12 protein-coding genes are annotated in these 11525 nt (G+C 64.0%); 7 read left to right on the top strand and 5 right to left on the bottom strand.

Annotated features, from left to right (window positions below; all coding sequences use genetic code 11):
* Nucleotides 1-27: 27 nt before the first annotated feature.
* The 4 genes from SynRS9907_RS01035 to SynRS9907_RS01020 are packed head-to-tail and all read left to right on the top strand — an operon-like array spanning nt 28 to nt 4873.
* Nucleotides 28-1065, top strand: coding sequence for an SAM-dependent methyltransferase (locus tag SynRS9907_RS01035; RefSeq protein ID WP_188021547.1), 1038 nt, complete (start codon nt 28-30; stop codon nt 1063-1065).
* Nucleotides 1065-2120: a Glu/Leu/Phe/Val dehydrogenase dimerization domain-containing protein gene (locus tag SynRS9907_RS01030; RefSeq protein ID WP_188021546.1), complete on the top strand. Its 1056-nt coding sequence runs from the start codon at nt 1065-1067 to the stop codon at nt 2118-2120. Before SynRS9907_RS01035 ends, SynRS9907_RS01030 begins: the two co-directional genes overlap by 1 nt.
* Nucleotides 2117-3307 (top strand): FAD-dependent oxidoreductase, encoded by a 1191-nt coding sequence (locus SynRS9907_RS01025; RefSeq protein ID WP_188021545.1) that lies wholly within the window; start codon nt 2117-2119, stop codon nt 3305-3307. Before SynRS9907_RS01030 ends, SynRS9907_RS01025 begins: the two co-directional genes overlap by 4 nt.
* Nucleotides 3308-3325: 18 nt before the next feature.
* A complete protein-coding gene (locus SynRS9907_RS01020; protein WP_188021544.1) occupies nt 3326-4873 on the top strand; it encodes a BCCT family transporter in 1548 nt (515 codons plus the stop codon).
* A gap of 12 nt (nt 4874-4885) precedes the next feature.
* On the opposite strand, the gene SynRS9907_RS01015 is transcribed toward SynRS9907_RS01020, so the two are convergent.
* From SynRS9907_RS01015 to fabI, 4 genes are read right to left on the bottom strand one after another with little or no spacing between them, the layout of a single operon-like run.
* Nucleotides 4886-5947 (bottom strand): hypothetical protein, encoded by a 1062-nt coding sequence (locus SynRS9907_RS01015; protein ID WP_188021543.1) that lies wholly within the window; start codon nt 5945-5947, stop codon nt 4886-4888.
* Nucleotides 5948-5976: 29 nt separating this feature from the next.
* Nucleotides 5977-7446 carry a carotenoid oxygenase family protein gene (locus tag SynRS9907_RS01010; protein WP_188021542.1) on the bottom strand — a complete coding sequence of 490 codons (1470 nt, stop codon included), beginning with the start codon at nt 7444-7446 and terminating at the stop codon, nt 5977-5979.
* A gap of 60 nt (nt 7447-7506) precedes the next feature.
* A complete protein-coding gene (gene hisB, locus SynRS9907_RS01005; RefSeq protein ID WP_115081626.1) occupies nt 7507-8115 on the bottom strand; it encodes an imidazoleglycerol-phosphate dehydratase HisB in 609 nt (202 codons plus the stop codon).
* A 29-nt stretch (nt 8116-8144) separates the two neighbouring features.
* On the bottom strand, nt 8145-8927 hold the full coding sequence (fabI, locus tag SynRS9907_RS01000) for an enoyl-ACP reductase FabI (protein ID WP_025362030.1): 783 nt from the start codon (nt 8925-8927) through the stop codon (nt 8145-8147).
* 83 nt (nt 8928-9010) lie between these two features.
* Between fabI and SynRS9907_RS00995 the strand changes: the two genes are divergently transcribed.
* Nucleotides 9011-9922, top strand: coding sequence for an FAD-binding domain-containing protein (locus tag SynRS9907_RS00995; protein WP_188021541.1), 912 nt, complete (start codon nt 9011-9013; stop codon nt 9920-9922).
* Nucleotides 9923-9937: 15 nt separating this feature from the next.
* Entirely contained in the window at nt 9938-10378 is a 441-nt protein-coding gene (locus SynRS9907_RS00990) for a hypothetical protein (RefSeq protein WP_188021540.1), read from the top strand.
* Here SynRS9907_RS00990 and SynRS9907_RS00985 read toward each other — a convergent pair.
* The gene (locus SynRS9907_RS00985) at nt 10360-10878 is read right to left on the bottom strand and encodes a hypothetical protein (RefSeq protein WP_188021539.1); all 519 of its coding nucleotides are present in this window, start codon (nt 10876-10878) and stop codon (nt 10360-10362) included. The genes SynRS9907_RS00990 and SynRS9907_RS00985 overlap by 19 nt on opposite strands.
* Nucleotides 10879-10935: 57 nt before the next feature.
* Here SynRS9907_RS00985 and SynRS9907_RS00980 point away from each other — a divergent pair, with 57 nt between their 5' ends.
* Nucleotides 10936-11520, top strand: coding sequence for a thioredoxin family protein (locus tag SynRS9907_RS00980; RefSeq protein ID WP_188022302.1), 585 nt, complete (start codon nt 10936-10938; stop codon nt 11518-11520).
* Nucleotides 11521-11525: the final 5 nt, after the last annotated feature.

Here is an 11525-nt window from a genome sequence, read left to right as displayed (position 1 = left end):
CGGTGAGACCTGCCGCTGACGAGGTCCATGGCCATCGCCATGACCACGGGTTACAGCGCGCAGACCGAGGGTGCTCTTCTGTGCATCGAAGCCGCCTCGGACTGGGCCCTGACTTGTGTGAATCAACTGGCTGTCGCTGACAGCCATGTCCTGATCGATTACGGAGCTGCCGATGGCGGCACCGCCGTTGGACTCTGGAACCAGGTGCTGGATCGCCTGCATGCCAACCAGCCGACGGCGCACCTGACGCTGATCGGCAACGACCTACCGAGCAACGACAACATCGCTCTGGCCAACAACCTGGCCCTTCAGATCCCCCGGGATCCGAAGCCAACGGTGCTGGTGAGTGCCCGCAGCTTCTACGAGCCCTCCGTGGCGCCGAACTCGGTGAGCTTCGGTTTTTCCGCCACGGCCATGCACTGGCTGAGCGCCTCCCCCGGCCCCCTGAACAGCCACACCCATGTGCTGGCGTCCGGTGATGCCGACGCACTTCAGCGCTTCACCGCCCAGGCGATGAAGGACTGGAACTACATCCTCGAGCTGCGCAGCCGCGAACTGAAAGTGGGCGGGCGCCTGCTGACGGTGAACCTCTCCCGTGATGAAGCAGGGCTCTATCTCGGCCACAACGGCGGCGAAACCCGCAACGTGCACGACCAGCTGCACCAGATCTGGCGGGGCATGGCCGAGGAAGGCCTGATCAGCCAGGAGCAGTACCAACAAGGCACGGTTCTGAACTTCTACAAGTCCCCCGAGGAGTTCATGGCTCCGCTGAAGGACGAGAGCAGCGCCGCCTACCGCAACGGCCTGCGGCTGGTGGACGAGCGCACCGTTTACGTGAAGTGCCCTTACCGACGCCGCTGGAACGAGAACGGCGACACGGCGACGTTCGCCGCCGGATTGATGGCGACGATCCGCAGCTGGAGCCGCCACAGCTTCGCCAGTGCTGCCGGCGACACCGCAGCAGACACGGTGTTCGAGCGGCTGCAGCAGCGCATCGCCGAAGCCCCCAGCGAATGGAGCCTCGACTACGTCGAACACCACCAGATGATGGAGAAGGTGGCCTGATGAGCAGCGGCAAGAAAACAGCGCCGACCGTTTCGGTGCTGGCGGAACACGTCTCCGACCACCTCTCGGTGTTCGTCGTGGCAGAAGACACCGATGCCAAGCGCCCCGCCAACGGAGGCCTGCGGGTGCTCAATTACCCGAGCGATGAGGCCTGCATCGCAGACGGCCAGAGGCTGGCGGGGTTGATGACCCACAAGCACGATCTTTACGGCACCGGTTTCGCCGGCGGCAAGATCGTGGCCCGTGCAGCTGAACCCGATGCCGTCAAGGATGAGCTGATCAGCGTCACCGCCGAGCTGCTGGAGTCGCTTGACGGCGCCATGATCACCGGCTGCGATCTCAACACCAGCCTGGAGGACATGGAACGTCTGACGGCGCTCACCCCCCATGTGCTGGCGGCGGTCGGCAGCCCCGTGGACGCCAGTGCCGCCACCGCCCACGGCACTCTTGGGGCCGTGGAAGCTGTTCTGGACAAGGCCCTCAACGACACCCAACCCGGACGGGCCCTGGTGCACGGCTGCGGCGCCGTTGGTGGCACCGTTGCCCGCCATCTCGTCGCGCACGGTTGGACCGTGTTCACCGTGGATCTGGATCGCGAGAAAGCCAGTTTTCCCGGAGCGACGCCGCTGCCGGACAGCTGCGCCTGGTGGGAGCTGAACCTCGACCTGCTGCTGCCCTGCTCGATCTCGGGGTTGATCAACGTCGAAATGGCCACGGCGCTGAGAACCCCCGCCGTGGTGCCTGCCGCCAATGCCCCCTTCCAGCAACCCCAATTGGCAGATGACCTGCGTCGCCGTGGTGTGAAGGTGCTCCCGGACCCGCTGGTGAATGCCGGCGCCGTGATCGCCGATTCAATCGAGCGGTTCTCCCCCGACGCCTGGAAAGACGCTGGTGCCAAGGATGTCTATGCCTTCGTTCGCGATGAGGTGCGCCGACGGGCCAGCGAGTATCTGAATCAGCGCGACCAGGGCCTGTCGGTGGGTGCAGCCCTTGAGGAGGTGGCTGCAACACCCTCCACCGAGCCCATCGGCCTCAGCTTTGGAGAAAGCGAATGAGCGCACCAGCGTCCCTGCCCAGCCGGGCAGCCGTCGTGATCGTTGGCGGCGGCATGGCTGGCCTCAGCTGCGCTGCATCCCTGGCCCGCCGCGGCGTGCACGATGTGGTGCTGCTGGAAGCCCAGACCCTGGCCCACGCCAAAGCCAGCAGCTATGGCGAAACCCGGATGTTCCGGGAGATGTATTCCGACCCGGTGCTCTGCCGTCTCGCCCAGGAGGCCAACCGCCTCTGGCGCGAGGAAGAAAACCACGCAGGCCAACAGCTGCGGGAGACCCACGGCCTGCTCTTCTACGGCGAAAGCTGGGATGAAGAGACGATCGAGGGGTCGATCCCCGGGGCCCGACGGGTCATGGACGATCAGGGCATCCCCTATGAAGCCCTCGATGCCGGCCAGATCACAGCCCGCTTCCCGTTGAAGCCGAAGCCGGGCTTCACCGGACTGTTCGAGCCCACCGCAGGCGCCGTGCGCAGCGACAGAGTCGTGGCCCACTGGATCAACACCGCCCGCAATGCCGGCCATCAGCTGATCGAGCACTGCCCCGTAGCGGGCCTCGATACCGATGGCGGTGGCGTCACCCTGGAGAGCGGTGAACACATCGCCGCCGGACAGCTGGTGGTGGCCTGCGGGATCTGGAGCCAGCTGTTGCTGGCTCCCCTGGGCCTCGCACCAAAACTGGAGGTGTGGCCCATGCTCTGGGCCCATTACACGGTCGACCCGGCGCTGGCCGATCGCTACCCCCAGTGGTTCTGCTTCCAGCAGGAACGCGGCGATGACGGTGGCCTCTACTACGGCTTCCCCGTCCTCAGTCACACAAGCGACGGACGCCCCCGGATCAAGGCCGGCATCGACTGGGCCCCGCCGGAGCTGCGGGTGGCCGCCCCCAACGCCATGGTCAGCGAGCCACCCGCTCGCCTGGTGGAGCTGCTCGACACCTTCCTGTTCAACGAACTGGAGGGTGTGCAGGAGCGGGTGGAGACCGTGATCAGCCCTTACTCCATGGCCAGCGACGTGAACTTCGTGCTGGACCGGCTCACCCCGAAGCTGAGCCTGTTCGCAGGAGGCTCAGGCCAGGCCTTCAAGTTCGCTCCCCTGATCGGTGATTCCCTGGCACGCCTCGCCAGTGGCGAAGAACCAGCGGTGGATCTCTCCTGCTGGAGCCACCAACGCGCCGCCGTCCGCGCCTGATCCCTCACCCCTCATCCAATGTCTGACACCCCCGCGAAACAGCACTCCTGGTGGCGCCAGCCCCCCCTCTGGGTGGGCGCTGCTCCCCTGCTGATCTTTCTGCTGGTGTCGGCCATCGACCTGGCGCTGGCCAAGCAATTCACCGACAACGGCAAAGCCGTGATCAGTGATGCCCTCGGCGGGGTCTGGCAGTGGATGGTGGTGCTGCTGTTTCTGATCGCGCTGATCCTGGCCATCAGCCCAGTCGGCAAACTCCGGCTTGGAGGCGCTGAGAGCAAGCCCAGTCTCAAATTCTTCGACTGGTGCGCAGTGCTGATCTGCACCCTGCTGGCGGGGGGTGGCGTGTTCTGGTCGGCAGCCGAACCGCTGTATCACTTCCAGACCCCATCACCGGTGTTTGCGGGGGTCGAGGGCAGCACAGCCGCAGCGGTGGATCCCGCCCTGGCGGTGAGTTTTCTGCACTGGGGCTTCCTCGCCTGGGCCCTGGTGGCCACCACCACCACGATCACCTTCTCGATCCTGGAGCGACGTGGTGAACCCCTGCGTCCCCGCACACTGCTGGTGAACATCGTGCCGCGCAGCTGGGTGGATGGCCCGCTCGGTCACCTGGCGGATGGGTTGTCTGTGGTGGCCGCGATCGCCGGCACGGTTGGCCCCCTGGGTTTCCTTTCGCTGCAGCTCAGCAATGCCGCAGGGCAACTGCCCTGGCTCAGCGACAGTGCCGGCTTGCAATCCCTGGTGGTGGTGCTGCTGACCGCCGTCTTCGCGACCTCCACCGTCAGCGGCATTCAGAAGGGCATCAAGTGGCTGTCGGAACTCAATGTGTGGCTCACCCTGGTCATGGCGGCAGGCCTGCTGCTGTTGGGCCCAGGCCTCTGGCTGATGCAGCACTTCTTCAGCGGCTTCATCACCTACCTGATCCACCTGCCGCAGATGGCCCTAACTCCCAATGCCGTGCCGGCGAACTGGGTGAACGGCTGGACGGTCTTCTACTGGGGCTGGTTCCTCGGCTATGCGCCCTTGATGGGGCTGTTCACCGCCGGCGTCAGCCGCGGCCGCAGCATCCGTGAACTGGTGCTGGCGGTGGCCATCCTCTGCCCGATCGTGACCAACCTTTGGTTCACCCTGCTGGGGGGCACCGGATTGCATCTCGAATTGGCGGGGGGCGGCATAAGCGAAGCCCTGGCCCAGAACGGAGCCGCCGCTGCCCTGCTCACGATCCTCAGCCAACTCCCCCTGGCCGGTCTGCTGATTCCGATCGGCCTGGTGCTTGTGGTGCTGTTCATGTGCACCAGCGCCGACTCAATGAGTTACGCCGCGGCCATGGTGGTGAGCGGCCGCAACGAGCCCCCTGCTCTGCTGCGCCTGTTCTGGGCCTTGATGATCGGCAGCCTCACCTTGGTGCTGCTGCGCATCGGCTCGGGCCTGGGGGACAGCACCTCCATCGATGCCCTGCAGGCCTTCATCGTGATCACCGCGGTGCCCGTCACCCCCTTGGTGCTGGCCACCCTCTGGAGCGCGCCACGGCTGACCTGGAAAGAAGCCAAGCGCGAAGGCCTCAGCTGAATTGAGCCTCCCTCAAATTGCGGCGTCGTACAGAGCAAAGAAACGACGCCGCAACCGCCAGGGGAAACGCAACTCCCGCAGCACACGGACCATGAGAGATCGCATCTCCTGGCGCTCCGCCTCGGTTTGAGGTCCCGCGTACACCCGTTGCGCGGCAGGCCGCAGCGGGAAAAGACTGGTCCAACTGACGCCCCAGTGCTCTTGGGCAAACGCTTCGTTGGAGCTGGCGTAAAAGGCCGACACGCGGTCGTGAAGCGGTTGATCGAAGCCATCAAATTTCTCCCGGTCCCAACCGCGCTCGATGGCGAGATCACGGATGACCTTGCCCTTCCGCTTGAGCACTTCCGGGTCGAAACCCGTTTCCACCATCAAGCGACGGCAGAGGGCTGACATCCAAATCCCTCGGGCTCCCGGCTGGATGTTCTGCTTTGAGGAACGGCCCGCAAGCCAACCCTGTTCACCCGCAGGCGTGTCCAGATCAAGGGCTTCAACAAGCGCCAGGAAAGGATCCGTAATTGCAACTTGCCTTGACAACGGCAGAAACAAGGTCGCAATCGCAGGGAAGCGACTCAACACACGGAATTTGGATGGATAAGCAATATTCCACGATTCAGAATCGTGCATAATGTAATCACAATAGTCCTCAAAGTCAGGAGTTTCACGAAACCTACGCACCCGGTGAGCGTAAACAGAGTTCAACCAGGACTGCTGATCTCGAACAAAATAGCTAACGCCTAATTTGAATCCCTGCCTCTCAACCAAAGCCTGTAATTTGCCCAACACAGTTCGGCTGAGGATCCGATCATCCAAAGAAGAACTGCTGAGCAAAACCCTGTTCAAACAGGAAGGCAGCGTGGCAAGAGCCTCTTCAACAGGGCCATAGTTCTTTTCAGCAATCGCATTGGCAAGACGGTTGTTATCACCATCCATCAACACACCCTGAGCGGCTAGATGCTCCCGGTTTTGACGCAGCCGCTCGGTGACATAACTACTTGCTGCCTTGTGGGGACCGGCATGGATCCACAGCATCCGCTCGTCACGATTGATCTGCGGACGCGTGAATGACGTGGGCACCCGTAAGGCCTGCGAAGGGCCTCAACGTATCAGCGTTGGGGTGCCCAGCTCCCGTGCAGGCCATGGGGAACGGCCAACGGCAGCTCAAGCACCGCCACCTCCGACAGATCATGGGCGTTGAGGATCACCAGATCGGATGCGGCCCGGGCCCCGTTCCACACCAGATCGAGCACCCAGCCGTCGTCCTCTGCCTCAGCACCGGGACGACGCACCATCAACGGCTCACTCACAAAGCCCCTGGGCGCCGCACTCCAGGTGTGGGTCTCCCCGGAATCCAGATCAAGTTTCTGGATGGCCTGCAACGGATCGTTGCCCCTCTCCCGCTCCGCAACCGCCATCCAGGCGAAGTGGGCGCTGAGGCCCTGACGCTCGGGGTTGACCATGGCGAACTCACAGGTGCGCTCGCTGATCCGCTCGGTCTGCACCGATTCCCGACTGAGATCGAGGCGGCAACGGTGCAGGATTCCCTCCGGCACCGTGTCGAAATTCACCTCAGCGAAATCCTCATCAGGTCCGATGGACGGGAAATCGTCGTAGACGATGCTCTCCACCACAACGTGATCGCCATCCTCAAAGGCATTGAGGTGATGGAAGACGAAACCGTCGGGAGCTTCGAGAATGCGGGGCTTCTGACCAGCGAAGCGGCCGGAATCGCGGGGGATCAGCCAGAAGCGCCCCTTGCCGCCGGGTTGAGATGCCAGGCACTGGGCCGCACCCTTTTCGCCGGTCACAAACGGCAAGGGATTAAAGGCGATGGCGTTCTGGAGGAACACCGCCCAGTTGGGGGTGATGGCGAAATCGTGAAGGAAGGCGAAGCCGGGGAAGCTGTCGGAACGGTCGTGCAGCAAGGCGCCCGCCTCCGGGCCATCGGTCGCGAACTCCATCAGACGGATGGTGCTGCGGGGCCCGGTCTTAACCCCGAAGGTGACCATGCGGGGCCGTCCGTTGTGGCCGGGATCGAAGCGGGGGTGAGCACTGAAGGCCTCGCCCTTTTTCAAGACACCATCGAGGCGCGACAGGCCGCGGGTCTCCAGGCTGCGGGGATCGAGTGCATGGGGTTCCGCCGCCTCCCAGAGGGCCAACAGCTGATCACCCAGACGCACCACATTGGTGTTGGCGATGTTCTTCAAGCGCAGGTCAAAGGCATTGGCCAGCCGACCACCCGGCTTCTGGCTGCCGAACACGCCGCGGTAGAGCACCTTGCCGGCCTTCTCCTCCGCCAGCCAACCCTCAGTACGCACAAAACGGTTGCTGAGGAAGACGCTGCCGTTCTCAAACCGCATCGCCGCAATCATGCCGTCGCCGTCGAAGGGGTGATGCACCCGATGCCCATCCCGCTCAAGCCGCCCGGGGCCATTGCGATAGAAGGTGCCCTGAAGCTCCGTCGGAACCGTTCCACGCACCGGCGTCAGCGCCACGTCGGTGAGTTCCTGCTCAACGTTCACAAAGGCGCTGGCCCAGTCGCTGCGGTCGTAGCTGCGGGCAGGGGCGACGGTCACGGGCGAACGATCAACGTTCGCCCATCTTCTCGTAACGGACTGTGAAGCGCGGAGCCGCCCTCAGCTGGCGCCGGCCTGCTCCAGCACCCCTTTGCTGCTGGGGATGGCGCCGGCCCGGCGTGGATCCACCTCCGTGGCCATGCGCAGGGCCCGGGCAAAGGCCTTGAAGCAGGCTTCAACGATGTGGTGGGAGTTGGCCCCATCCAGCTGACGGATGTGGAGGGTCAGCCCGCTGTTGTTGACCACCGCCACGAAGAACTCCTTCACCAGCTCGGTGTCGTATGTGCCGATCTTCTGGCTGGGAATCGCCAGGCTGTAGCTGAGGTGGGGGCGCCCGGAACAATCCAGGGCCACCTGCACCAGAGCCTCATCCAGCGGTGCCACGAAGTGACCGAAGCGATGAATTCCGCGCCGGTCCCCCAGGGCCTGGGCCAGGGCCTGCCCCACGGCAATGCCCACGTCCTCATTGGTGTGGTGATCGTCGATGTGGGTGTCTCCCACCGCATTGATTTCCAGGTCGATCAGGCCGTGGCTGCTGATCTGATGAAGCATGTGGTCGAGAAACGGCACACCGGTGCTGGCCTGGCACTGACCGGAGCCGTCCAGATCCAGCCGCACCTTCACATCGGTTTCACCGGTGACCCGATGGATCGTTCCCTGACGTGCCATCACCCGAGCTTCAGTGCCCTCATCGTGCCTCACATTCCGGTGACGCAGTAGCCCGCATCCACGTAGATGGTCTGACCGGAGATGCCGCTGGCCAGATCGCTGAGCAGGAAAGCAGCGGTACCACCCACTTCCATCTGGGTGACGGTGCGGCGCAGTGGAGCCTTCTCCTCCACGTTGTGGATCATGTCGAGAATGCCGCCGATGGCGGAGCTGGCCAGGGTGCGGATTGGGCCGGCGCTGATGGCATTGACGCGCACCTGCTTTTCGGGGCCCAGCTCTGCCGCGAGATAGCGAACAGAAGCCTCCAGAGCAGCCTTGGCGACGCCCATCACGTTGTAGTTGGGGATCGCCCGCTCAGCACCGAGGTACGAGAGCGTGATCACACCGGCCTTCTCGCTGAACAGCGGCTTGGCATGGGCGCAGAGGGGCGCCAGGGAATAAGCGCTGATGTCGAGGGAACGGGCAAAACCTTCAGCGGTGGTGGCGCTGTAGTCACCGATCAGCTCTTCCTTGCCGGCAAAGGCCAGGCAGTGCACCAGACCGTCGAGAACGCCCCACTTCTCCTTGATCTCGCCGAAGACCTCAGCCATCTGGTCGGCATCTTGCACATTCAGAGGCAGGAACAGGCTGGGCTCCAGGGGAGCGGTGAGTTCGCGCACCTTGGCCTCAAAGCGGCCCTTGTCGTCTGGCAGATACGTGATGCCGAGTTCAGCACCGGCCGCCTTCAGCTGCTGAGCGATGCCCCAGGCGATCGAACGGTTGTTGGCGATGCCGGTAACGAGAATCTTCTTGCCGGTGAGATCAAGCAGCATCGGGACAGACCGGAACGGGTTGAATTCGCGCGATTCTCCCCCATCCCCCGCCAAGATCACCGCTCCTTTGCTGACAAAGGCCGGTGCCCAGCGTTGCGTCACCCCCGATCAACGGCGACCTGCCGCGGCAATTCGCGTCCCGCGATGCCCTCAACACCCTGTTGGCGCAAGAGTTCCCAGGGGCAGAAGGGGAGCTCAGCCCGATCCGCGGTGGGCGTGAAGCAGCCGAAGACAAACTGCGGCGCATTGACGCGAGGCGCTACGCCAAAAGTCGCAATCACCTCAAGGGTGCGGTCACCGGGCTGTCGCCCTACATCCGTCACGGCGTGCTGACCCTCGCGGAGGTGCGCGATTCAGTTTTTGCACGGATCCGCAACCGCGATGAGGGCGGAAAACTGATCAACGAACTCGGCTGGCGGGACTTCTGGCAACGGATGTGGCTCGATCTGGGGGATGGCATCCATGACGATCAAGAACCGTTCAAAACGGGCCATGACGCCGGGGCCTATGCCCGGGAGCTGCCGGCCGATGTGCGGGCAGGGAGCACGGGCCTGGCCTGCATGGATGGCTTCCGCGATCAACTGGTAACGACCGGCTGGCTGCACAACCACGCCCGCATGTGGATGGCCGCCTGGCTCGTGCACTGGCGACGGGTGCACTGGAAAGCCGGAGCCGACTGGTTCCTGGAGCACCTCCTGGATGGCGATCCGGCCAGCAACCATCTGAGCTGGCAGTGGGTGGCCAGCACCTTCAGTCACAAGCCCTACTTCTTCAACCGCGGCAACCTGGAGCGCTACAGCGACGGGCACTACTGCGACAGCTGCCCCAGCGCGAACAGCTGCCCCTTTGAAGGCAGCTACGACCAACTGGAGAGCCAGCTGTTCTCCCCGATGCCGGCCATACGGGAGACCGGCAACAACCGCAACCAGCAGCGCAACCGCCAGCGCCGGAGCAGCGGAGGCGCCAGTGCCGCCCTGGCCCGTCCCAAGCGATAAGCAGGAGATTCCTCAATGACATTTCAACGCCCGATCCTCTGGATTCACGAGGAGGCCCTTGGTGCCAACAACCCAGCGCTGCAGGCCTGGCCCGAGGCACCTGCGGTGTTCGTGTTCGACACCCGCTGGATCCAGGCCGCACGAATCAGCCGCAAACGGCTCGGCTTCCTCTACGAAAACGCCCTCGACCTTCCCCTCACCCTGCGCAAAGGGGATGTAGCCGATGAGGTCCTGGCCTTTGCCCGTCGCCATCAGGCCGATGGTGTGGTGAGCAGCAGCGCAGTGGATCCACGCCTGGAGCGCATCGGTGAGGCCATCGACGCAGAACTGCCGCTGGAACTGCTGGATCCCGAACCCTTCGTGGAACTGCCACGGCCTCCCCGGCTGGGACGGTTCAGCCGCTACTGGCGCGACGCCGAAGCGGTGGTGTGGGAGGGCTACTCACCAGCCCGTTGATCCCTCAGCAGCTGCCGGGCCCGCTTCAATTCCTCCACGGGATTGGTGAGCAGGTCTTCCTCCTCGAGGGAAGGCAGCTGCACGGGAACAACCTGCTTGTCGTTCCGGGGCGGCTCGATCCACTGCCAGCGGTCCTCCGGAGCGCGCGCCTGGCACAGAGCTTTCAGCTCGCTCTTCAACAGGCCACGCACATCGCGCCGGGCCACGGCATCAAAAAACTCCTCACGGGTCGCCAACCCGGAACTGAACGGTGTGGATCCATTGCCGTTGAACAGACGGGCCGGATCCGGCAGCCAGCGGGGACGACACACCCCCGGGAAGCTGGTGTCTGTCTCCAGATAAATGTGGAGCCCGTAGCCATCGGGCTGATTGACCACAGCCACACCGTCATGGGGGGAATGGCGCTCTAGGGGAAACAAGCGCCAGCTGGGCGGCTCCTTCGGCGCAGCGCAAGCCCCGAGCAGCAAAGCAACTCCCCAAAGCAGACGCAGGCGCGGCATCCATCACCACCGGAGGTGGCCATCCTGAAGCAGATTCGTCGCATCTGCCCGCGCCTTATGGCCCTGACACCATCCACGATGCTGGCGCTGGGCACAGGCCTGCCCGATTTTGATCTTCCCCAGGTCACGGGGGAGCGGCTGAACAGCAGGTCTCTGGACCAACGGCCCGTGCTGCTGATGGTGATTTGTGCCCATTGCCCCTTTGTGAAACATGTGGAGCCCGAAATCACTCAGCTGGACCACGACTTCAGCAATGCGGTGCAACTGATCGGTGTGAGCAGCAACAGCCTGATCACCCACCCCCAGGATGGGCCAGAGCAACTGGCGGACCAGGCCAGGCACCATGGCTGGAGCTTCCCTTACCTGCTGGATGAGCAGCAAACCCTGGCCCGAGCGCTCAGGGCCGCCTGCACGCCGGAGTTCTACCTGTTTTCACCTGATGGCAAGGGCCTGCAGAGCCTGCGCTATCGCGGCCAATTGGACGGAAGCCGACCCGGCAACGATCAGCCCCTCGATGGTCGTGACCTGCGGGCCGCCCTCGAGGCCGTGCTGACGGGATCTTTGGTGAATCCAGACCAGACCGCCTCGGTGGGCTGCAATGTGAAGTGGAACCCCGGACAGGAGCCGGAGTGGTTCGGCTGAGCCAC

Origin of the sequence: Synechococcus sp. RS9907, assembly GCF_014279615.1 — a bacterium.
Classification (GTDB): Bacteria; Cyanobacteriota; Cyanobacteriia; order PCC-6307; family Cyanobiaceae; genus Parasynechococcus.
This window is presented reverse-complemented; position numbering and strand designations above follow the sequence as displayed.

Excerpts from the sequence above, each read along its gene's own strand:
- SynRS9907_RS01035 (WP_188021547.1), top strand. The coding sequence starts at position 28 with ATGGCCATCGCCATGACCACGGGTTACAGCGCGCAGACCGAGGGTGCT.
- SynRS9907_RS01030 (WP_188021546.1), top strand. The coding sequence starts at position 1,065 with ATGAGCAGCGGCAAGAAAACAGCGCCGACCGTTTCGGTGCTGGCGGAA.
- SynRS9907_RS01025 (WP_188021545.1), top strand. The coding sequence starts at position 2,117 with ATGAGCGCACCAGCGTCCCTGCCCAGCCGGGCAGCCGTCGTGATCGTT.
- SynRS9907_RS01020 (WP_188021544.1), top strand. The coding sequence starts at position 3,326 with ATGTCTGACACCCCCGCGAAACAGCACTCCTGGTGGCGCCAGCCCCCC.
- hisB (WP_115081626.1), bottom strand. The coding sequence starts at position 8,115 with ATGGCACGTCAGGGAACGATCCATCGGGTCACCGGTGAAACCGATGTG.
- fabI (WP_025362030.1), bottom strand. The coding sequence starts at position 8,927 with ATGCTGCTTGATCTCACCGGCAAGAAGATTCTCGTTACCGGCATCGCC.
- SynRS9907_RS00990 (WP_188021540.1), top strand. The coding sequence starts at position 9,938 with ATGACATTTCAACGCCCGATCCTCTGGATTCACGAGGAGGCCCTTGGT.
- SynRS9907_RS00985 (WP_188021539.1), bottom strand. The coding sequence starts at position 10,878 with ATGCCGCGCCTGCGTCTGCTTTGGGGAGTTGCTTTGCTGCTCGGGGCT.
- SynRS9907_RS00980 (WP_188022302.1), top strand. The coding sequence starts at position 10,936 with ATGGCCCTGACACCATCCACGATGCTGGCGCTGGGCACAGGCCTGCCC.